The sequence below is a fragment of the Streptomyces sp. genome, from assembly GCF_019510245.1.
GTDB lineage: Bacteria > Actinomycetota > Actinomycetes > Streptomycetales > Streptomycetaceae > Streptomyces.
Map to the genome: position 1 here is coordinate 80,602 of NZ_JAEKKT010000124.1, position 21,330 is coordinate 101,931.

At 70.9% G+C, this 21,330-nt stretch carries 22 protein-coding genes; 6 read left to right on the forward strand and 16 right to left on the reverse strand.

What is annotated here, in order from left to right:
* Positions 1–38: 38 nt before the first annotated feature.
* The 13 genes from JF597_RS13345 to JF597_RS13405 all read right to left on the reverse strand — a co-directional run bounded on the left by JF597_RS13345 (position 39) and on the right by JF597_RS13405 (position 13,318).
* Positions 39–977 (reverse strand): glutaminase, encoded by a 939-nt coding sequence (locus JF597_RS13345; protein WP_293993484.1) that lies wholly within the window; start codon positions 975–977, stop codon positions 39–41.
* Positions 978–1,013: 36 nt separating this feature from the next.
* A complete protein-coding gene (gene aspA / locus JF597_RS13350) occupies positions 1,014–2,417 on the reverse strand; it encodes an aspartate ammonia-lyase (protein ID WP_293993485.1) in 1,404 nt (467 codons plus the stop codon).
* A 138-nt stretch (positions 2,418–2,555) separates the two neighbouring features.
* Complete coding sequence (locus tag JF597_RS13355) at positions 2,556–3,572, reverse strand: asparaginase (RefSeq protein WP_293993487.1); 1,017 nt, start codon at positions 3,570–3,572, stop codon at positions 2,556–2,558.
* 43 nt (positions 3,573–3,615) lie between these two features.
* Entirely contained in the window at positions 3,616–5,055 is a 1,440-nt protein-coding gene (locus JF597_RS13360) for an amino acid permease (RefSeq protein WP_293993488.1), read from the reverse strand.
* Positions 5,052–5,729 carry a FadR/GntR family transcriptional regulator gene (locus JF597_RS13365; protein ID WP_293993539.1) on the reverse strand — a complete coding sequence of 226 codons (678 nt, stop codon included), beginning with the start codon at positions 5,727–5,729 and terminating at the stop codon, positions 5,052–5,054. The genes JF597_RS13360 and JF597_RS13365 overlap by 4 nt, the downstream gene beginning before the upstream one ends.
* Before the next feature lie 183 nt (positions 5,730–5,912).
* Positions 5,913–6,749 carry an undecaprenyl-diphosphate phosphatase gene (locus tag JF597_RS13370; protein WP_293993490.1) on the reverse strand — a complete coding sequence of 279 codons (837 nt, stop codon included), beginning with the start codon at positions 6,747–6,749 and terminating at the stop codon, positions 5,913–5,915.
* Between the two features lie 72 nt (positions 6,750–6,821).
* On the reverse strand, positions 6,822–7,196 hold the full coding sequence (gene crcB, locus JF597_RS13375) for a fluoride efflux transporter CrcB (protein ID WP_293993492.1): 375 nt from the start codon (positions 7,194–7,196) through the stop codon (positions 6,822–6,824).
* Entirely contained in the window at positions 7,193–7,573 is a 381-nt protein-coding gene (locus tag JF597_RS13380; RefSeq protein ID WP_293993493.1) for a DUF190 domain-containing protein, read from the reverse strand. The genes crcB (JF597_RS13375) and JF597_RS13380 overlap by 4 nt, the downstream gene beginning before the upstream one ends.
* Complete coding sequence (gene crcB, locus JF597_RS13385) at positions 7,570–8,031, reverse strand: fluoride efflux transporter CrcB (protein WP_293993495.1); 462 nt, start codon at positions 8,029–8,031, stop codon at positions 7,570–7,572. Before crcB (JF597_RS13385) ends, JF597_RS13380 begins: the two co-directional genes overlap by 4 nt.
* Before the next feature lie 69 nt (positions 8,032–8,100).
* The gene (locus tag JF597_RS13390; RefSeq protein WP_293993497.1) at positions 8,101–9,054 is read right to left on the reverse strand and encodes an SMP-30/gluconolactonase/LRE family protein; all 954 of its coding nucleotides are present in this window, start codon (positions 9,052–9,054) and stop codon (positions 8,101–8,103) included.
* 29 nt (positions 9,055–9,083) lie between these two features.
* Positions 9,084–9,371 (reverse strand): helix-turn-helix domain-containing protein, encoded by a 288-nt coding sequence (locus tag JF597_RS13395; RefSeq protein ID WP_293993499.1) that lies wholly within the window; start codon positions 9,369–9,371, stop codon positions 9,084–9,086.
* 206 nt (positions 9,372–9,577) lie between these two features.
* Positions 9,578–11,137 carry a glycosyl hydrolase 53 family protein gene (locus JF597_RS13400; protein WP_293993541.1) on the reverse strand — a complete coding sequence of 520 codons (1,560 nt, stop codon included), beginning with the start codon at positions 11,135–11,137 and terminating at the stop codon, positions 9,578–9,580.
* 150 nt (positions 11,138–11,287) lie between these two features.
* On the reverse strand, positions 11,288–13,318 hold the full coding sequence (locus tag JF597_RS13405) for a beta-galactosidase (protein WP_293993501.1): 2,031 nt from the start codon (positions 13,316–13,318) through the stop codon (positions 11,288–11,290).
* 240 nt (positions 13,319–13,558) lie between these two features.
* On the opposite strand from JF597_RS13405, the gene JF597_RS13410 reads away from it, so the two are divergent.
* The 6 genes from JF597_RS13410 (at position 13,559) to JF597_RS13435 (ending at position 18,741) form a co-directional block, all read left to right on the forward strand.
* Positions 13,559–14,779, forward strand: a complete 1,221-nt coding sequence (locus JF597_RS13410; RefSeq protein WP_293993502.1) for a sugar ABC transporter substrate-binding protein — start codon at positions 13,559–13,561, stop codon at positions 14,777–14,779.
* Between the two features lie 131 nt (positions 14,780–14,910).
* Positions 14,911–15,765, forward strand: coding sequence for a carbohydrate ABC transporter permease (locus tag JF597_RS13415; RefSeq protein WP_293993543.1), 855 nt, complete (start codon positions 14,911–14,913; stop codon positions 15,763–15,765).
* Complete coding sequence (locus JF597_RS13420) at positions 15,762–16,667, forward strand: carbohydrate ABC transporter permease (RefSeq protein ID WP_293993504.1); 906 nt, start codon at positions 15,762–15,764, stop codon at positions 16,665–16,667. The genes JF597_RS13415 and JF597_RS13420 overlap by 4 nt, the downstream gene beginning before the upstream one ends.
* The gene (locus tag JF597_RS13425) at positions 16,664–17,698 is read left to right on the forward strand and encodes a LacI family DNA-binding transcriptional regulator (protein ID WP_293993506.1); all 1,035 of its coding nucleotides are present in this window, start codon (positions 16,664–16,666) and stop codon (positions 17,696–17,698) included. The genes JF597_RS13420 and JF597_RS13425 overlap by 4 nt, the downstream gene beginning before the upstream one ends.
* A 229-nt stretch (positions 17,699–17,927) precedes the next feature.
* Positions 17,928–18,278, forward strand: coding sequence for a VOC family protein (locus JF597_RS13430; protein ID WP_293993508.1), 351 nt, complete (start codon positions 17,928–17,930; stop codon positions 18,276–18,278).
* Positions 18,279–18,342: 64 nt separating this feature from the next.
* Complete coding sequence (locus JF597_RS13435; RefSeq protein ID WP_293993510.1) at positions 18,343–18,741, forward strand: MarR family transcriptional regulator; 399 nt, start codon at positions 18,343–18,345, stop codon at positions 18,739–18,741.
* Here the strand turns inward: JF597_RS13435 and pqqB are convergent.
* From pqqB to JF597_RS13450, 3 genes are all read right to left on the reverse strand, one after another.
* Positions 18,738–19,631, reverse strand: a complete 894-nt coding sequence (pqqB, locus tag JF597_RS13440; RefSeq protein ID WP_293993511.1) for a pyrroloquinoline quinone biosynthesis protein PqqB — start codon at positions 19,629–19,631, stop codon at positions 18,738–18,740. The two genes, JF597_RS13435 and pqqB, sit on opposite strands and share 4 nt — an antisense overlap.
* 62 nt (positions 19,632–19,693) lie before the next feature.
* Entirely contained in the window at positions 19,694–20,806 is a 1,113-nt protein-coding gene (locus JF597_RS13445) for a hypothetical protein (protein ID WP_293993513.1), read from the reverse strand.
* Between the two features lie 50 nt (positions 20,807–20,856).
* Positions 20,857–21,258 (reverse strand): SseB family protein, encoded by a 402-nt coding sequence (locus tag JF597_RS13450; RefSeq protein ID WP_293993515.1) that lies wholly within the window; start codon positions 21,256–21,258, stop codon positions 20,857–20,859.
* Positions 21,259–21,330 lie beyond the last annotated feature (72 nt).

The following is a 21,330-nucleotide window of genomic DNA, read 5'->3' on the forward strand; positions in this document are numbered from 1 at the left end:
TGCCCCCAGCGCCCCTTACGGGGCGCCACAGTCCCGGTCTAGAAAACGGATAGGCCCGTCAAAGTGGTAAATCTGTCCAACGCCGCCACTCCCGCCACCGAGTTGCCCCGCTCGTCCAGACCCGGACTCCACACGCACAGCGTGCAGCGCCCCGGTACGACGGCGATGATGCCGCCCCCGACCCCGCTCTTGCCCGGCAGGCCGACCCGGTAGGCGAAGTCGCCCGCCGCGTCGTACGTGCCGCAGGTCAGCATCACCGCGTTGACCTGCTTCGCCTGGCTTCTGGTCAGCAGGCGGGTGCCGTCGGCGCGGATGCCGTGGCGGGCCAGGAAGGTGGTCGCGAGGGCCAGGTCGGCGCAGGATGCGGCGACGGAGCACTGCCGGAAGTACTGGTCGAGGAGGACCGGGATGTCGTTGTCGATGTTGCCGTAGGAGGCCATGAAGTGGGCCAGCGCCGCGTTGCGGTCGCCGTGCTGGGACTCGGAGGCGGCGACCTCCTTGTCGAAGTCCAGGGAGGGGTTGCCGCTCTCGGCCCGCAGGAAGCCCAGGAGTTCCCCGGCCGCGTCACCGGTACGGGTCTGGAGGCGGTCGGTGACGACGAGGGCGCCCGCGTTGATGAAGGGGTTGCGTGGGATGCCGTTCTCGTACTCCAGCTGGACCAGGGAGTTGAAGGGGTTGCCGGAGGGTTCGCGGCCGACGTGTTCCCAGAGTTCGTCGCCCTCGCGGGCCAGGTCGAGGGCGAGGGTGAAGACCTTGGTGATGGACTGCGTGGAGAACGGCTGCCGCCAGTCGCCGACGCCGTAGACCGTGCCGTCCAGCTCGGCCACGGCCATCCCGAAGCTGCGGGGGTCGCAGGCGGCGAGGGCCGGGATGTAGTCGGCGGGGCGGCCGCGGCCCGGTGTGCGGCCTATTTCCTCGGCGATGCGCTCCAGGACCGGCAGGAAGGCTCGGGACGACGTCATTGTCATGATCACCATTGTGCCTCCGGGCCGGTCCTGGCGCGCAGCCGCAGGTCAGGCGAGGGGTGAGCCGCTGCCGGCGACGACCTCGGGACGCAGCAGGGCGGCCAGCCGCTCGGCGGGCAACAGGCCCTTCTCCAGGACGAGTTCGGCCACGCCCCGGCCGGTGACGAGGGCCTCCTTGGCGATGTCGGTGGCCGCCGTGTAGCCGATGTACGGGTTGAGGGCGGTGACCAGGCCGATGGAGTTCTCGACCGTCGCCCGCAGTACCTCGGTGTTGGCGGTGATGCCGTCGACGCACCGTTCGGCGAGCGTGAGGCAGGCGTTGCGCAGGTGCGTGATGCTCTCCGACAGGGAGTGCAGGATGACCGGCTCGAAGGCGTTCAGCTGGAGCTGGCCGGCCTCGGCCGCCATGGTGATGGCGACGTCGTTGCCGATGACCTCGAAGGCGACCTGGTTGACGACCTCGGGGATCACCGGGTTGACCTTCCCCGGCATGATCGAAGAACCGGCCTGCACCGGCGGCAGGTTGATCTCGCCGAGCCCGGCACGGGGCCCGGACGACAGCAGCCGCAGGTCGTTGCAGCTCTTGGAGAGCTTGACCGCGATCCGCTTGAGCACACCGGACATCTGGACGAACGCCCCGCAGTCCTGGGTCGCCTCCACCAGGTTGGCGGCGGTGACCAGGGGCAGCCCGGTGATCTCGGCGAGGTGCCGGCGCGCAGACTCGGCGTACCCGGCGGGCGCGTTGAGCCCGGTCCCGATCGCGGTGGCGCCCAGGTTGATCTCGTGGATCAGCTCGACGGCCTCGGCGAGCCGGCTGCGGTCCTCGTCCAGCATGACGGCGAAGGTGGAGAACTCCTGCCCGAGCGTCATGGGGACCGCGTCCTGCAACTGCGTGCGGCCCATCTTCAGCACGTCCCGGAACTCGACGGCCTTGCGCCCGAAGGAGTCCTGGAGCACGGCCATCGCCTTGAGCAGGCCGCGCACCGCGAAGACCGTCGCGATCTTGACGGCGGTCGGATAGACGTCGTTGGTCGACTGACCGAGGTTGACGTCCTCGTTGGGGTGCAGGTACCGGTACTCCCCCTTGCGGTGCCCCATCAGCTCCAGCGCCCGGTTGGCGACGACCTCGTTGGCGTTCATGTTCGTCGACGTACCGGCACCGCCCTGGATGACGTCGACGACGAACTGGTCGTGCAGCTTGCCGCCCCGTATCTCCCGGCAGGCGGCGACGATCGCGGCGGCCTTCTCCGGCGCCAGCAGCCCGAGCTCCTCGTTGGCGAGGGCAGCGGCCTCCTTGACGGCGGCCAGGGCGTCGATCAGATGCGGGTAGGCGGAGATCGTCATGCCGGTGATCGGAAAGTTCTCGATCGCACGGAGGGTGTGCACACCCCAGTAGGCGTCGACGGGCACATCCCGGTCACCGAGCAGATCGTGTTCGCTACGAGTAGTCATGGGTCCTGTTTCGAAAGAGTGAGGGTGAAGCGCCCCGTCAGGGGCGCTCGGGGCACCCCCGGCCGAAGGCTGGGGGAGGAACTGCGCGACCAGGCACAACCGGCCCGCAGCCGCCGCACGACAAGTCCACGCAGACGGCTAGGCGCACGCCGAAACAGCAACCGGCTCCAGCGAACGGACGGGCCGCACGCGCCCGACCTCCCGCCCACCACCGAGCAGCGCCTGACCCGCGAACTCGGTCAGCAGCCCGGGATCAACCCCGGCCCTGGCCAGCGCGGCCGCAGCGACCGGCACCCGCGCCCGGTCCGCCCCGTCGGAGATCTTCACGGCCACGGCCCGGCCGTCCGGCAGCGCGGCCACCTCGACGCCCTCGAAGCCGTCCTTGGCCAGCAGCCCCGGCACGGCCGCCATCAGCGCGGCCACGTCGCGCCCGGCACCGGACGCCATCTCGGCGTGCGCCAGCATCGCGTCGGCGACCCGGGCCTCGGGCGTACCCGGCGCGGCGGTGACGATCCGCGACACCGCGCGCGCCAGCCCGTGCAGGGAGACGGAGAACAGCGGCGCCCCGCAACCGTCCACGGTCGTCGCCGCCACCCGCTGCCCGGTCAGGTCCTCGACGATCTCGGCGACGGCCTGCTGGAGCGGGTGCGCCGGATCGAGGTAGTCGTCCAGCGACCACCCGTTCAGCTTCGCGGTCCACAGCATCGCCGCATGCTTGCCGGAGCAGTTCTGGGCGAGGCGGGACGGCTGCCGTCCCTCGCGGATCCAGGTGTCGCGCACGGCGGGGCCGTACGGCATGTCCGGCACGTTGCGCAGGTCGGCTTCCGTGAGCCCGGCGAGGTCGAGGATCCGCCGGGTCCCGGCGAGGTGCCGTTCCTCCCCGGAGTGGCTCGCGGCGGCCAGTGAGAGCAGGTCGCCGTCGAGCGGCAGCCCCGCCCGCAGCATGGCGACGGCCTGGACGGGCTTGAGGGCCGAGCGCGGGTAGAACGCGGCCTCGATGTCGCCGAGCTGGAACTGGACCTGCCCGTCGGCGCCGAGGACGACGACGGAGCCGTAGTGGATGCCCTCGACGACCCTGCCGCGGACGAGGTGGGCGACGGGGGCGTGGAGGGGTTCACGGACGACGGGTGCGGCCGCGGGGGAACTGCTGTACATCACTGCCTGGTCTCGGGTGAGGTGGGACGGACCGGTACGCGGGTCACGCGTCGGATCCGGTGGACGGGCGCGCGAGGCGGCCGCGGATGGCGTACCAGCCGGCGACCAGCGCGGCGACGATCAGCGGCAGGCACAGCACGGTGGTGCGTCCGGCGCCGCCGTCGGCGTACATGAGGACCAGGACGGAGGCGAGGAACGCCAGCGTCACGATCTCGGTCCAGGGGGAGCCCGGCAGCCGGTAGCCGGGGCGGGTGAGTTCGCCGTTCTGGGTCTTCCGCCAGAACAGCAGGTGACAGAGCATGATCATGCCCCAGGTGGCGAGGATGCCGATCGCCGCGAAGTTCAGGACGATCTCGAACGCGTCGGCGGGGACCACGAAGTTGAGGCCGACGCCGAGGACACAGATACCGCTGGTGAGCAGGATGCCGCCGTACGGGACCTGGCTGCGGCTCATCTTCGCGGTGAACTTCGGGGCGGAGCCGTTGACGGCCATGGAGCGCAGGATGCGGCCGGTGGAGTACAGGCCGGAGTTGAGCGAGGACATGGCCGCGGTGAGGACGACGAGGTTCATCACGCCGCCGGCCGCCGGGACGCCGATGTGCGAGAGCACGGTGACGAAGGGGCTCTGGCCGGCCGAGTACTTGTTCCAGGGCAGCAGCATCGAGAGGAGGACCACGGAGCCGACGTAGAAGAGGCCCACGCGCCACATGATCGAGTTGATCGCCTTCGGCATGATCTTCTCGGGGTTCTCGGTCTCACCGGCGGCGACACCGACCAGCTCCACCGACGCGTAGGCGAAGACCACGCCCTGGATGATCAGCAGCATCGGCAGCAGGCCGTTCGGGAAGACGCCTCCGTTGTCGGTGATCAGGGACGGGCCGGGGGTCGCGCCGTCCACCGGGTGCTGGGTGACCAGCAGGAAGATGCCGATGACCATGAAGACGACCAGGGCGCTGACCTTGACGATCGCGAACCAGAACTCCAGTTCGCCGAAGACCTTGACCGAGATCAGGTTCACGGTGAGGACGACGGCCAGGGCTATGAGGGCGATCACCCACTGGGGGATGTCGGAGAACATGCCCCAGTAGTGGGTGTAGGTGGCGACCGCGGTGATGTCGGCGATGCCGGTGGTCGCCCAGTTCAGGAAGTACATCCAGCCCGCGGTGTAGGCGCCCTTCTCGCCGAGGAACTCCCGGGCGTAGGAGACGAAGGCACCGGAGGACGGGCGGTACAGGACGAGTTCGCCGAGGGCACGCACGACGAGGAAGGCGAAGACCCCGCAGACCGCGTACGCGACGAAGAGGGAGGGGCCGGCGTCGGCGAGGCGGCCGCCGGCGCCGAGGAAGAGGCCGGTGCCGATGGCGCCGCCGATGGCGATCATGTTGACGTGCCGGTGCTTCAGCGACTTGCTGTAGCCGTGGTCCCCGGCGTCGACGTGACGGGACGAGGGGCGCGTCTCGTCTTTGAGGTGCTGTTCGCTCACGCCTCGGTTCCGCCTTCCTGGTGCTGGTCCGTGCGCGCGGGGCGCACGATGTGGGTGAGGGTGGTCTCGACGCGGTCGAGGTGGTGGCTCATGGCGTCCACGGCGTCGAGCTCGGAACCGTCGATCAGCGCTTCGACGATGGCCCGGTGCTCCCGGTTGGACTGCTCCCGGCGGCCGCCCAGCTCGTTCAGGAAGGCCGACTGACGCGCCAGTGCGTCGCGGATCTCCTCGATGACCCGGCGGAAGACCGGGTTCTGAGCGGCCTCGGCCACGGCGAGATGGAAGAGGGTGTCCATCGCGACCCACGCGGTGGTGTCCGTCTCCCGCTCCATGCGGTCGAGCAGATGGGACAGGTGGTCCAGGTTCTCCGGGGTGCGGCGCAGCGCCGCGTACCCGGCGACCGGGATCTCGATGTGCCGGCGCACCTCGAGCAGGTCGCTGGCCGCGTAGTCGCCGAAGGTGGGGTCCTCGACGGCGTTCGCGACCACGAAGGTGCCCTTGCCGGTCTTGGAGACGGTCAGGCCCATCGTCTGCAGGGCCCGCAGGGCCTCGCGCAGGACGGGTCGGCTGATCTCCAGGGTGCGGCAGAGCTCCGCCTCGGAGGGGAGCTTGTCGCCCACGGCGTACTCGCCGCGCTCGATGGCGCCGCGCAGATGCGCCAGTACCGCCTCCATGGCGCTCACGCGCCGCGGGGGCTGTCCGGCTGTCGGGCTGTCTGACAGGTTCACGGGTGAGATGTTCCGGGTTGCGGGACGAGGCTGTCAAGGTGTCGAGAAAGGAAACATTCACGGGGTGCGACGCCTGAATGCAGGCATCGCACCCCGTGTCGGAGCGTCGACTCGTCGAACAGGGGCCGGTCAGGCGTTGATGGTGCCCGTGGCGAGCAGGCCGAAGACCGCGAGGCCGATCACGATCCGGTAGATCACGAAGGCGTTGAAGGAGTGCTTGGCGACGAACTTCAGCAGCCAGGCGATGGAGGCGTAGGCGACCACGAAGGAGACGATCGTACCGACCGCCAGCGGCGCGGCGCCCACGCCCGCGCCGAGCGCGTCCTTGAGCTCGTAGATGCCGGCGCCGGTCAGGGCCGGGATGCCGAGGAAGAAGGAGAGGCGGGTGGCGGCGACGCGGTCGAGGTCCAGGATGAGCGCGGTGGACATGGTGGCGCCGGAGCGGGAGAAGCCGGGGAAGAGCAGGGCGAGGATCTGCGAGCAGCCGACCAGCATCGCGTCCTTGAAGGAGGTGTCGTCCTCACCGCGCTTGTGGCGGCCCATCTGGTCCGCGCACCACATCACACCGGAGCCCACGATCAGCGAGCCGGCCACCACCCAGAGGGAGGCGAGCGGGCCGTCGATCAGCGGCTTGGCGGCGAGGCCCACCAGGACGATCGGGATGGTCGCGTAGATGACCCACCAGGCGAACTTGTAGTCGTGGTGGTAGCGCTCGTTCTTGTTGGCGAGCCCCCGGCCCCAGGCGGAGACGATCCGCTTGATGTCCTTGAAGAAGTAGACCAGCACGGCGGCGATGGCGCCCACCTGGATGACGGCGGAGAACCCGACGACGGACTGGTCGTCGACGGGGATGTTCATGAGCCCCTCGGTGATCTTGAGGTGACCGGTGGAGGACACGGGAAGGAACTCGGTCACCCCCTCGACTACCCCGAGGACGGCGGCCTGACCGACGGAGATGGCGCTCATGGGATCCAGTTCTGCAGAGTTTGGTCGACAGTGCTGTAGACAGTCTTACAACGGGCGGGCGTGAAGCAAGTCCTAGGCCCACACCGATTGGGCGATCGCCGCCCCGGCGAAGGCCGCCCCGAGCCCCGCCACGAGACTCGCGACGACGTTGGCGGCAGCGTAGAGCCCGGCGCCGGTCTCGGTCAGCCGGAGGGTCTCGTAGGAGAACGTCGAGTACGTCGTCAGTGCCCCGCACAGCCCGGTGCCGAGGAGCAGCTGGAGGTGCGGACCCGCGGCGCCCGCCGAGACGGCGCCGGTCAGGAGGCCCAGAATGAGGCAACCCATGACATTGACCACGAAGGTGCCCCAGGGGAAGACGGAGTCGTGCCTGGCCTGGACGGCGCGGTCGGTGAGGTAGCGGAGCGGAGCACCGACCATGGCACCGAGGACCACCAACAGCCAGTTCACAACGACTTCTTACCCTTCGTGTCCGATGTGCCGGATTCCTCCGCCCGGCCGGCATACCGGATGACCTCACAGTCGTCCAAGGTCACGAGCCCTTCGGTCACCAGTTCGTCGAGCTGCGGCAGGAACGCCCGGATGCGCTCCTCCGTGTCCACGACGACGACCGCCACCGGCAGGTCCTCGCTCAGCGACAGGAGCCTCGAGGTGTGGATGCGGGAGGAGGCGCCGAAGCCCTCGATGCCCCGGAAGACGCTGGCGCCCGCGAGTCCGGCCGCGTGGGCGCGGTGCACGATCTCCGTGTAGAGGGGCTTGTGGTGCCAGACGTCGTCCTCGCCGATGTAGACGGTCAGGCGCAGGGCGCGGCCGGTCAGTCTCGTCATCGCTGCCTCCGGGTGAGGACCCGGCGGGTCGCGGTGGCCGCGCACCACACCGCCGCGAGGGCCGCGCACAGGGTCGCGGCGAGATAGGCGAGCCCGGTGGCGGCCCGGCCGTGGTCGACCAGTTTCTGGATGTCGACGGCGTAGGTGGAGAAGGTGGTGAAGCCGCCGAGGACGCCGGTGCCGAAGAAGGGGCGGACCAGGCGGTGCGCGGGGAGTCCTTCGGTGATCAGGACCAGGAACGCGCCGATCACCGCGCAGCCGATGACGTTCGTCCAGAAGGTCGCCCAGGGGAATCCGCCGGCGGCCGTGGGCAGGGCCAGGGCGAGGGCGTAGCGGGCCACGGCGCCGATCGCGCCGCCGACGGCGACCACCGCGACGACCGGCGCCTGGGCACGCCACTCGGGCCGCCGCCGGGGGCTCGGCTGGACTCGGAGGCTCTCGGCTTCCGGGGCTGTCATGGTCGTACGTCTCCTGTTCGGCACCGCCCCTGACGGGTGCCTCAGGGTACCGCCGGGCGTACCCGGCGGTCACTTCGCGACGGGGGCCGCGCAGATCGCGACGCCGGGTTCCCAGACGCTGCCGAGCACCAGATGGCGGCCGGTCCGGCAGACGCTGGTGACCATGCGGAAGCCTGAGTTCCGGCGGGCCAGGTGGTGGACGACCCGGCCGTGGTCGTCGAGCGCGAGGACGGCGACCGTGCCGACGGGGCGGTAGGGGGCGTGCACGGCGGCCCGGGCGGCCGCCCGGCGGACGGCGAGGGGGCTGTGGTGGAAGACGTCGAGCGGGGGGTTGCGCGGGCCGGCGAGGGCGACCCAGACGAGGTCTCCGTCGCGCCAGATGTTGTCGGGCATGCCGGGGAGTTCGGCGAAGAACTCGGCGCGGCCCGCGCGCGGGCCGGTGAGCCAGTAGCGGGTGAGGCGGTATGCGCCGGTCTCGGCGACGATCAGGAAGGTGCCGTCGCCGCTCACGGTCAGCCCGTTGGCGAACTGGAAGCCGTCCCAGGCCACTTCGGCGGTACGCGCACCCGGTGCGAGGCGCAGCAGGCGGCCGGTGCCGCTGTGCTCGACGATGTCGCCGATCCACTGGTCGAGGGGGAACCGGCGGCTGGAGGCGGTGAAGTACACGGTGCCGTCGGGCAGGGCGACCACGTTGCTCGCGAACCGCAGCGGCTCCCCCTCGACCGTGTCGGCGAGGACGCGGACGGCGCCGTCGTCGAGGCCGACGCGCAGCAGGCCGCGCTCCGCGTCGCAGACCAGCAGGTCGCCATCGGGGAGGAGGTCGAGCCCGAGCGGGCGGCCGCCGGTCCGGGCGAGGGTCCGGACCCGGGCGGTGTCCGGGTCGCCGAGCCCGTCCAGGCGCAGGATACGGCCGTCCTCGACGCCGGTCAGGACCCGGCCGTCCGGATCCGTCACCACGTCCTCCGGGCCCCGGCCGCCGACGGCGACGTAGTGAAGGGGGACGAGGCGCGTGGGTCGGTCCATGAGACCCATGGTGGCAGGGGTAACCGCTCTCACCAGCCCTTCTCGAACATCCGGGCCACTTCGGCCATCCGGATCTCGTCGCGCCGGTAGTAGACCCGGTGCCGGATGCGCTTGGTGCGGAGCAGGCCGAGCCGGGCCAGCAGGTCCAGATGGGCGCCGGCGACCTTGCGGGAGACCCCGAGCTTGGCGGCGACGGCCCGGACGGTGACGCCGTCCTCGGCGAGGTCGGCGTGGCGCTGGGGCGGGAAGTGGGCCGCCGGATCCTTGAGCCAGTCCAGGATCTCCAGGCGGCTTGCGCGCGTGGCGTTCCTCAGCATCCGACCGGCCTCCGTCCCTGCCTCCTCGCAGTGTGTGTTCCCACTGTCCCGCAGCCGAAGCGCCCACGCGCAGGAGTCCGTTGCGATGTCCGAGATCGAACGGCCGTACGGGATCGGCCGGTCGTGGCCTTGCCCGCGCTCCGGATCCCGGGCAGGGCGGAGGGGCCCGGCCGTCCCCTTACGGCCGGGCCCCCGTCAGCGGTGGCTCAGCGGTGGCTGAACCACGCCATGGAGGACAGCGCCTTGTCGTCGTAGCCGAACAGGGCCTGGTTCTCCCAGCCGTTGCCGGACGTGGCGTCGGTCGGGTCCCAGCCGTTGCCGGTGACGGCGGTCCAGGTCGCCTCCCAGTAGAAGACGCCGAGGCCACGGCCGTTCGGGACCGCCTCGACGATGCTCGCGACGGCGTTCATCCAGGCCAGCTGCCCCGCGGCGGTGGCCGGGTAGCCGGTGACCAGCTCGCTGCTGGTGTCGATCTGGTTCTCCAGCGAGTCGTCCTGGGCCAGGGTGAACGGGTAGGCGGTCTCGGCGACGAAGACCGGCTTGGAGTAGCGGGAGGCCACGTCGTCCAGGGTGGTCTGGGCGGCTGCCAGCGAGCCGTGCCAGTAGCCGTAGTACGACAGCCCGATCACGTCGTAGTTGATGCCGTAGGTCCTGGCGTTGTCGAACCACCAGCGGACGGTGGCGTCGTCGCCCGCGTTGGCCAGGTGCAGGGCGACCCTGGTGGCGGAGGAGACGGCCTTGGCGGCGCTGTAGCCGGAGTTGATCAGGCCGGCGAGCTGGGACCAGTTGTCGGTGGAGCCCTCGGACCAGAGCATGCCGCCGTTGATCTCGTTGCCGATCTGGACCATGTCGGCGGTGGTGCCCTGGGACTTCAGGGCGTTGAGGACGTCGTACGTGTGGTTGTACACGTCGGTCTTCAGCTGGCTGTAGGAGTCGCCCGCCCAGGCGGCGGGCTTGGTCTGCTTGCCCGGGTCGGCCCAGGTGTCCGAGTAGTGGAAGTCGACGAGGAGCTTCATGCCGGCCGCCTTGATCCGCTTGGCCATGGCCAGTACGTGCGCCTTGTCGCTGTAGCCGTCGGCCGGGTTGACCCAGACCTTCAGGCGCGCGTAGTTCATGCCGGCGTTCTTCAGGATGGTGACCGCGTCCCCGGTGGCGCCGGAGCTGGCCCGGTAGACCCCGCCCTTGGCCTCGCTCTTGGCCAGTGAGGAGATGTCCGCGCCCTTGACGGACAGGCCCGTCGAACCGGGCGCGAAGGTCAGGTCGTCGACGTTGATCCAGTTGCCCGCGTTGGCGTCCGAGTAGATGCTCACGGTGCACTGGTTGTTGGTGACCGCGACCGACGTGACGATCCGCACCCAGCTGCCGGCGGAGACCGGCAGGTCGGTCCTCTGCTCCGAACTGCCGCAGTTCTTCAGGGATATGTACGCGGAGTTCTGACCGCCGCTGGAGCGGACCCAGGCGGTGAGGGTGTAGTTCCCGTTGGTCAGGCCCGACAGGTACTGGTAGGTCTCCACCTTGTAGGCGGAGGCCGAGTAGTGGCTGAGGCGGTAACTGCCGCTGTGGCCGCCGGACTCGGTGTACGAGGCGCCCGTGTCGCCGTACTCCGACCAGCCGGTGGGCGTGGCCACGCCCGCACCGTCCGACTCGAAGCCGCCGTTGGTGAGGGTGCTCGCCGCCTGGGCGGTCTGCGCCGGGAGGGCGGTGAGGGCGAGCCCGGCCAGGAGCGGCAGCAGCAGGGCCCTGAGGGTGCGTCTGGGATGGAACATCATCGTCCGTCGTCCCTTCGACGTGACTGGGGTGGGGTGTCCTCCGGCGGGGCCGGAGGAGGCCCCCTCCGCCCGCGGCTCTCGTGGCACTCGCGGACGGAGGGGAGTCGGTGCGGGGCCGGGCCGGCGGCGCTGCCCGGCCGGGCGGGCTCAGCCGTCGAGTCGCACGACCCGCACGGTGCCCGCGGGAACCGCGAGGCGGCCCGCGGCGCGCTCGCCCGTCAGCAGCTCGGTGCCGTGCGACTCGAGGGGCACCTTGGCGTCGGTGGCGGTGTGGTTGATCGCGAACAGGAAGGAGCCGGACTCGCCGGCGCGGCGCACCACCTCCACGTCGCGGGGCAGTTCGGCGCGCGGCGCGATCCGGGCGTCCTCGGCGGCCCGGCCGAGCAGGGCGTCCAGGCCGTGCGCGTCCAGGCGCGTCGACACGTACCAGGCGGTGCCCTCCCCCAGCCGGTGCCGGGTGACCGCGGGCCGGCCGGCGGTGAGACCGTCGGCGTAGCTCCAGACGGTCTCGGCGGTGCCCGGGACGACGAACTCGGTCCAGACGTCTCCGATGAGCTCGGGTACGTCGGGGCCGTCGGGGCCGGTGAGCCTGACCCGCTGGTCCTTCAGGAGCGGGGAGAACTCCTCGACCGTGAGGCCCAGGGTCTCGCGGAGGGTGCCCGGGTAGGCGCCCTCGTGCACCGCGTCGTGCTCGTCGACGATCCCCGAGAAGTACGAGACGACCAGCGTGCCGCCGTTCTCGACGTACTCGCGGAGGTTGTTCCCGGCCGCCTCCGTCATCAGGTACAGGGCCGGTACGACGACAAGGGGATAGGCCGACAAGTCGCTTTCCGGGTGGGCGAAGTCGACGGTGAGGTGGCGGTCGTAGAGGGCCTCGTAGAAGGCGTCGGCGCGTTCGCGCGGGTCGTGGTCCTCGCTGGGGCGCCACTGGAGGTTCTGCGCCCACCAGGACTGCCAGTCCCACAGGACGGCGACGTCGGCCCGGGTCCGGGTGCCCCTGATCTGGGTCAGCGAGTCGATGGCGGCGCCGAGTTCCACGACCTCGCGCCACACGCGGGTCTCGGTGCCGCCGTGCGGGAGCATCGCGGAGTGGAACTTCTCGGCGCCGCGCCGGGACTGCCGCCACTGGAAGAACATGGCGCCGTCGGAGCCGCGGGCCACGTGCGCGAGGGAGTTGCGGGCCATCTGGCCGGGGCCCTTCGCGGGGTTGCGGGGCTGCCAGTTGACGCCCGAGGTGGAGTGTTCGAGGAGCAGCCAGGGGGCGCCGCCGGCCACCGAGCGGGTGAGGTCGGCGGCCATGGCGAGGTTGACGTGGGTGCGGCGGCCGTCGGTGATCAGGTAGTGGTCGTTGGTGACCAGGTCGACCTCGCGGCCCCAGGCCCAGTAGTCGATGGAGTCGCACTGGCTGAGGGCGGTCATGAAGTTGGTGGTGACCGGGACGCCGGGCGAGAGGCGGTGCAGGATGTCCCGCTCCATGCGGAAGTTCTCGCGGATGGTGGCGTCGGCGAACCGCTTGTAGTCGAGGGCCTGGCCTGGGTTGACCACGGTCGGGGTGACGCGCGGCGGGTTGATCTGGGCCAGGTCGGTGTAGTGCTGGCCCCAGAAGGCCGTGCCCCAGGCCTCGTTGACGGCGTCGACGGTGCCGTGGGCACCCGCGAGCCAGCGGCGGAAGTGGGCGGCGCAGGAGTCGCAGTAGCAGGCCGAGACCGGGACGCCGTACTCGTTGTGGACATGCCACAGCGCGAGGGCCGGGTGGTGGCCGTAGCGCTCGGCGAGGCGGGTGGTGATGTTCGCGGCGGCGGCACGGTAGTCGGCGTTGGAGTGGCAGATGGCGCCGCGCGAGCCGAACTCGTGGCGCACGCCCTCCGCGGTCACCGGCAGGGCCTCGGGGTGGGCGCGGTAGAACCAGGCGGGCGGTGCCACGGTGGGGGTGCCGAGGTCGACGCGGATGCCGTTCTCGTGGAGCAGGTCGAGGACCCGGTCGAGCCAGCCGAAGTCGTACTCCCCCGGCGCCGGCTCCAGCAGGGCCCAGGAGAAGATCCCGACGCTCACCATCGCGACCCCGGCCTCGCGCATCAGCCGGACGTCCTCGTGCCAGACGCTCTCCGGCCACTGCTCGGGGTTGTAGTCCCCACCGAAGGCGAGCCTGGTCAGGCCCCTGGGGGTGGTGTCCGGCATGGATCTCTCCCGTTTAATCGATCATTTGGGAACGTTCACACACATCGATCGTGGCGTGAGCCCAACATAACCGCACAGCAACAACCATTGACAAGTGTCCGGGATGTTTCTCTACTGTGAACGCTCACAGAGCATGACACGGACTCGCGACGGGCGATGATCCGGGTCTGAGAACGCTCACACACCATCTGCAGGGCAGGTTCCCGCGACGTGCGGGGGCCCAGGTCAGGGGAGAGATCCATGCCGCACACGAAGCGCCGCCGCCTCGTGACAACCGCCGTCGCCGTCTCGCTCGGCGCCACCGCCCTCGCCGCCTGCGGCTCGTCCGACGACAGCAAGGCCGACTCCGGTCCTGTCTCGCTGACGTACTGGGCCTGGGCGCCCGGTATGGACAAGGTCGTGGACCTGTGGAACAAGGGCGAGGGCAAGAAGGAGCAGATCACCGTCACGGTGAAGAAGCAGGCGTCCGGCGACACGCTGGTGACCAAGATCCTCACCGCGCACAAGGCGAAGAACGGCCCCGACCTGGTGCAGGCCGAGTACCAGGCGCTCCCGACTCTGGTCTCCAACGACGCGGTCGCCGACATATCCAAGTCGGTCGGCGACGCGAAGTCGAAGTTCGCCGACGGCGTCTGGCAGCAGGTCACGCTGGGCACGGACGCGGTGTACGCGGTGCCGCAGGACATCGGCCCGATGATGTTCTACTACCGCGCGGACCTCTTGTTCTCCGCCAACGACTCGGGCCTCTTCGCAGGTCTCGCCCAGCAGGCCGGCGCCAAGTGGTGGACCACCTCCGGCGACAAGTGGAAGGTCGCCATCGACGACGCGGCCACCCAGAAGGTCGCCAGGTTCTGGGGCGGTCTGGTCAAGGAGGGCGTCATCGACAACCAGCCGATGTACACCCCGGCCTGGAACAAGGCGCTCGACACCGGCAAGCAGATCGCCTGGGTCTCGGCCGTGTGGGCGCCGGGCACGCTGACCACGGCCGCGCCCGACACCAAGGGCAAGTGGGCGATGGCCCCGCTCCCCCAGTGGTCCGCGTCCGAGAACGTCACCGGCAGCTGGGGCGGCTCCTCGACCGCCGTCACCACCGACTCCAAGCACCATGCGGCCGCCGCCAAGTTCGCGGCCTGGCTGAACACCGACGGCGAGGCGCTCAACGCGCTGGCCAAGGAGGGCGGCATCTACCCGGCCGCGACGAACGCCCAGACCAGCGGCGCCTTCGCCACCTCGCCCGACTACTTCTCGAACCAGTCGGACTTCTACGCCAAGGCCGCCGAGATCGCGAAGACCACGGCGCCCTCCGCCTGGGGCCCGAACGTGAACGTCGCCTACACGTCCTTCAACGACGCGTTCGGCGCCGCCGCGAAGAGCAAGTCGGACTTCACCGCCGCCCTGAAGAAGATGCAGGACGACACGGTCGCCGACATGAAGAAGCAGGGCTTCGAGGTCTCTCAGTGACCAGCCCCACCGTCCGGAAGCCGTACGGGGTCAAGGGGGCCCCGTACCGCCACCCGTCTCCCACCACCACCCTCAGACGAGCGCGGAGCGCCCCCTACTTTTTCCTCGTCCCCGCCGCGGTCCTCTTCGCCCTGTTCTTCGCGCTGCCCATCGGGTACGCGCTCTGGCTCAGCTTCCGCAAGGTGCACGTGTCCGGGCTCGGCCTGGGCGCGGGTGCCCGCACGGAGGTCTGGGCCGGCCTGGAGAACTACCGGGACGCCCTCACCGACAACGAGTTCTACGAGGGTGCGCTGCGCGTTCTCGGCTACGGCTGCATCGTCGTCCCGGTGATGCTGGGCCTCGCCCTCCTGTTCGCCCTGATGCTCGACTCCGAGCGGGTCCGCCTCGCCCCGTTCACCCGGCTCGCGATCTTCCTGCCGTACGCCATCCCCGGTGTGGTGGCCGCGCTGCTGTGGGGCTTCCTGTACCTGCCGGACGTCAGCCCCTTCTACTACGTGCTCGCGAAGCTGCACCTGCCGCAGCCGAACCTGCTGGACGGCGGGCCGCTGTACCTGGCCCTGTCCAACATCGCGGTGTGGGGCGGCACCGGCTTCAACATGATCGTCATCTACACCTCGCTCAGGTCCATCCCGGCCGAGGTCCACGAGGCGGCGAAGCTCGACGGCGCCACCCCGCTGCAGACCGCCCTGCGGATCAAGATCCCGATGGTGGCGCCCTCGCTGGTGCTCACCTTCTTCTTCTCGATCATCGCGACGCTGCAGGTGTTCAACGAGCCGATGACCCTGAAGCCCCTGACCAACTCGGTCAGCACGACCTGGAGCCCGCTGATGAAGGTGTATGTCGACGCCTTCGCCAAGGGGGACATCTACTCGGCGGCGGCCGAGGCGACGCTGATCGCCCTCGCCACGCTCGCGCTGTCCTTCGCGTTCCTGCGGGCCGCGAACCGCCGAAACAAGCGGGACGCCAGTCAAGGAGGTGCACCGTGAGTTCTCTTGCCGTCCGCAAGGCCGCCCCGGCCGCCGGCACGACGCCCGGCACCGCCCAGGGGCCGCCGCTGCGCCGCCGTGTCGCCCTGATCCCGACGGCCGTCCTCGTGCTGGGCGCGGTGTACACGCTGCTGCCGGTCGCCTGGGTGGTGATCGCCTCCACCAAGTCCGGCAGTGAGCTGTTCTCCACGTTCACGTTCCTGCCCGGTACCGGCTTCGCCCAGAACCTCAAGGACCTCAGCGCCTACCGGGACGGCATCTACTGGCAGTGGATGGCCAACTCCGCCCTGTACGCCGGTCTCGGTGCCGTGGTCTCGACGTGCGTGTCGGCGGTCAGCGGCTACGCCCTCGCCGTCTACCGGTTCAGGGGCCGGGAGGCGATCTTCAACGTGCTGCTCGCGGGCGTCCTGATGCCCCCGGTCATCCTCGCCATCCCGCAGTACCTGCTGCTCGCCAAGGCGAACCTCACGGACTCCTACCTGTCCGTGCTGCTCCCCCAGATCCTCACCCCCTACGGTGTCTACCTCTCGCGGATCTACGCGGCCGCGGCCGTCCCCGCCGACGTGGTGGAGGCCGGACGGATGGACGGGGCCGGCGAGTGGCGGATCTTCACCCGGATCGCGCTGCCGATGATGATCCCCGGCATGGTGACGGTGTTCCTGTTCCAGTTCGTGGCCATCTGGAACAACTTCCTGCTGCCGTACATCATGCTGAGCAACGACGAGCGGTTCCCGCTCACCCTCGGTCTGTACACGCTCCTGATGCAGGGCGCCAACACCCCGGCCCTGTACACCCTGGTGATCACCGGCGCGTTCCTGGCCGTACTGCCGCTGATCGCGCTCTTCCTGGTCATTCAGCGCTTCTGGAGCCTTGACCTGCTGTCCGGGGCCGTAAAGTCATGACCATGAGCAGTAGTGCGGGGGGCCGGCGCAAACCGCCGACGATCCACGACGTGGCGCGCGAGGCCGGTGTCTCCCGGGGCACCGTCTCGCGGGTGCTCAACGGCGGGCACTACGTCAGCCCCGCCGCCGCGGAGGCGGTCAACGACGCCATCCGCAGGACGGGGTACGTCGTGAACCGGCACGCCCGCTCGCTGATCACCGGACGCTCGGACTCGGTCGGCTTCCTGCTGACCGAGCCGCAGGAGCGGTTCTTCGAGGACCCGAACTTCAACGTCCTGCTGAGTGGCTGCACGCAGGCGCTGGCGAGCCACGACATCCCGGTGCTGCTGATGCTGGCGGGCACGAAGGACGAACGGCGGCGGATCACCCGGTACATCACCGCGGGGCACGTCGACGGGGTGCTGCTGGTGTCGAGTCACTCCGGTGACCCGGTCGCGGAGGAACTGCGCGAGGCGGGCGTACCGCTGGTGGCCTGCGGCAAGCCGATCGGGCTCGGCTCGAAGGTCAGCTATGTGGCCGCCGACGACCGGGACGGCGCCCGGGACATGGTCCGGCACCTGCTGGACGTGGGGCGCCGCCGGATCGGCATGATCACCGGGCCGCTGGACACCCCGGGCGGTGTGGAGCGGCTCGCCGGGTACAAGGAGGTGCTCACCGAGGCGGGCATCGCGGTCGACGAGGCGCTCGTCGTGCCCGGGGACTACAGCAGGGCGAGCGGCGAGGCGGGGGCGGAGCGGCTGCTCGCGCAGGCCCCTGACCTGGACGCCGTGTTCGTGGCCTCCGACCTGATGGCGCAGGGCGTGCTGGCGGTGTTCCAGCGGGCCGGCCGGCGGGTGCCGGATGACATCGCTGTCGGCGGTTTCGACGACTCCCCGGCGGCCACCGCGGTGACGCCGCGGCTCACCACCATCCGCCAGCCCTGGGACCGGATCAGCAACGAGATGGTCCGGGTGCTGCTCGCCCAGATAGGGGGCGAGGACCCGGCGGCGGTGATCCTTCCGACGGAGCTGGTGCGACGCGACTCTGCGTAGGCCGGGCGCGGTCCGGGGTGCCGGGGCGCGTCGTCGGGCGGGTGCGGTCCGGGCAGGGGCCGGCCGCGCAGTTCCTCCCCCAGCCGAAGGCTGGGGGTACCCCCAGCGCCCCTTCGGGGCGCTTCCGCAAGCGGTCAGGATTGGAGAAGCCGCGGTGGGCGGGCCCGTCCTAGCGTTAGATCACCGGCCGGAAAGCGCCGGTTCCCTTATCGCGAGGAGTGAGAGCGCCATGAGCGAAGGCGTGCAGACGATCATCTACCCCGTCAAGGACGCGGCGCGGGCCAAGGCACTGTTCGGTGCGTTGCTGGGTGTCGAGCCGTATGCCGACGAGCCGTACTACATCGGGTTCAAGGCCGCCGGGCAGGATGTCGGCCTCGACCCGAACGGGCACGCCCAGGGCCTGACCGGGCCGACGCCGTTCTGGCACGTCACCGATCTGCGGGAGCGGCTCGCGGCGCTGCTGGCGGCGGGCGCCGAACTGGTCCAGGACGCGCGGGACGTGGGCAACGGGCGGCTGGTCGCCTCGGTGAAGGACGCCGACGGCAACATGGTGGGGCTGCTCCAGGGCCCGGTGGCCTGAGACTGCTTGCACCCGCACTAGTTGCGCACTCAACAATAGGCTCCATCGGTGTTACGGTGCGGGTATGGCAGTGAAGACGGCCGAGGCCCGGCTCGAGGAACAGTGGCGGGACATCCTGTCGGTGCACGCGCGCACCATGTGCGAGATCGACCGGGTGCTGCATCCGCACGGGCTGGGCGCGAGCGACTTCGAGGTGCTCGACCTGCTCGCCACCGAGACCCCGGCCGAGGGTGACCACTGCCGGGTGCAGAACCTGGTGGGCCGGGTCCACCTGAGCCAGAGCGCCCTCTCCCGGCTGATCGGACGGCTGGAGAAGGACGGCCTGGTGGAGCGTTCGGTCTGTGTCGAGGACCGGCGGGGCGTATGGGTCGCGCTCACCCCGAAGGGCCGCGCCCTGCACGCCGAGGTACGGCCGCTGCAGCGGGCGGTGCTGGGGCGGATGCTCGCAGGCGCGGGCGACTAGAGCGCGAACTCGATCCCGTCGGGGAGGACCTCGACGCCCTCCGCGGCGACCTGGGCGCGGGCCCTGGAGGCCGGGTCCACCAGGGGGTTGGTGTTGTTGAGGTGGGTGTAGATCCGGCGGGTGCGGGGATGGCGCGCGAGGGCGGCGAGGCTGCCGTGCGCGCCGAAAACCGGGAGATGGCCCATCGCCGCCTGCCGGCGGGGACCGGAGCGGACCGTGGTGCCCATCTCGCGGGCGGTGAAGAAGGTGCCGTCCAGCAGGACGCAGTCGGCCTCCGCGCAGAGCTCGTCCAGGACGTCGCTCCAGGAGCCGACGCAGGGCGCGTAGAGCAGCACTCCCCCGGTGGCCAGGTCCTCGATGCGGTACGCCGTGACCCAGCGGCCGTCGGCCTCGGCGAACGCGGCCGGGACGTACGCCGGGACCTTGGCGCCGACCGGGTGGGCGGTGACGACCAGGCCGCCGGCCAGTACGAAGCCCCCGTCGGCCAGGCTGTCGGCCCACTCCCAGGGGGCGTAGCGGTCCAGGGCGCCCCGGGCCGGGGCCAGCACCGTCCGCACCGGCGGGGCCGCGTACACCTTGAGGTCCGGGGCGCCGCGCAGCACGGTCAGGCCGGTGACGTGGTCGGCCTCCGCGTCGGTGAGCAGCACGCCGCGCACCGGGGTGTCCCGGGGGCCCGGCCCCGGCCACAGCGCGGCCGTGGCGGTGAGCTGGCCGCGGATGTCCGGGGAGGCGTTGAGCAGCCACCAGTCCCGGCCGTTGCCGGTCAGCGCGACGCACTCCTGGGTCCGGGAGGGCAGCTTGCCGTCCCGGGCGGCGGCGCACAGCGCGCACGCGCAGTTCCACTGTGGGAACCCGCCCCCGGCGGCGGTACCCAGCAGGACGACCCTCACGACGATCCGCCCCTCTCGCTCTCCCCGGCCCCTGCTGGGATCTTCCCTCAGGATGCGCCGCGCTACCCGCGGACGGGGGGAACTTCCGGCCGTCCTCCGGGCGGCTGCCGGTCCATTGGGCGCAACGGCGGGATGGGCTGCGACGGGAAGTCGCGGGAGCCGGTCCACAGCGCCGGTACGGCGTCGCAGCGGCGGCACAGCTCGTAGGCGACCGCCTCGTAGTTGACGCGCCAGCCGTGGAAGTGCGGCCAGGCCTCCGCGGTGCCGCGTTCGGCCCGGAAACCGGTCTTCTCCAGCATGGTCACGGCCTCCTCGAACTCCGCGTAGGTGAGCTCGATGGGGGCGTCGGGGGCCGGGTCGGTGTCGAAGGTCGCCCGCACGGAGGCGGCGATGTCACGCAGCGCGGTGAACCCGGCGCGCAGCACCAGCCGGGCCTCCGGCGGGGCGGAGCGCGGGGCGAGCGCGAGCTGCATGGCCGCCGCGTCCATGACGGCGATCAGGCCGACCAGCCAGCTGCGGTAGGGGCGCGGCGAGCGGAACGCCAGCAGCACGGGATAGGTGGCGTGGCTCTCCCCCATGTCCGCGGCCAGCCGCTCCCAGGAGCGGTACAGCTCGGGCAGCGCGGTCTCGGTGTCGACGAGCCACTGCCGGGCGAGGATCTCCGGTCCCCAGGCGGGCTCGCCGGCCCGGGACTGCAGGAGGGTGACCTCCAGTTCGCGGCGGTTGTAGGCGGCGTACAGCGTGGGCAGGTAGGCGATCTGGAGCGCGATGACGACCGGCCCGCAGGCGGCGGCGACGAAGTCGAGCGCGGACAGCCGAAGCCGGGCGCCGCTGGCGAAACCCAGGGTGAACAGGCTGGAGCCCGCCTCCCGGAACGCGATGCTCCAGGACAGCGGGGAGAACGCGTACAGCAGCAGCCCGAAGCCGAGGAACGCCCCGCCGAGCCAGGCGGCGAGCATGCCGACCAGCATGAGCGGGGCGAGCCAGGTCTGGGCGCGGTCGATGGCCCGGTAGCCGCCGCGGTGCGCGGTGAAGCAGAGCAGGCGGCGCAGGCCCCACCACAGCCGGTACACCAGCACGGAGTACAGGCCCCGGGGGACCACGAGCGTGCGCAGGATGCTGCGCAGGACCAGGATCAGTACCAGCCCCCCGGCCACCCCGGAGATCCATTCCATGGGGCCATTCTGGCCCGCACGGCGGCCTCCCGGTGACCGGAGCGCCTTGTTCAGCCCGCCGGCCGGGCCAGCAGGGTGCGTACGCCCTCCGAGGTGAGCGTCAGGGCGTGCGCCGAGCTGCCGTCTATGGCGAGCGAGAGGTTGTCCTCGGGCCACTGCGAGGCGAGCGCGCCGAGCGGGACCACGCGGTAGCGCGAGACCGTCGGCAGCAGGCCGGTCAGCTCCCCTTCCGAGGTGAACACGGGGACGACGGGGTCGCCGTCGGGGCGCTCCAGGACGGGCAGGGCGATCATCGCGGGGTCGGCCGCCTCGGCGGCGTCGTCCGGGACCGGGACCAGCACGTCGCTCTGTGCGAGCGTGTCCAGGGCGGTGGTGTCCTCGGCGTTCACGGCCAGCGTGTCGAGCGCCCGCTGGGCCGGCGTCGGGAAGTCGTCGTGTGCGGGTGTCTCCATGGCAGATCCCCAGGTAGCGGTGGTGGTACCGGCCGCGGGTCCGGCGGGCACCGGGCGGCCACGGCACGCGTA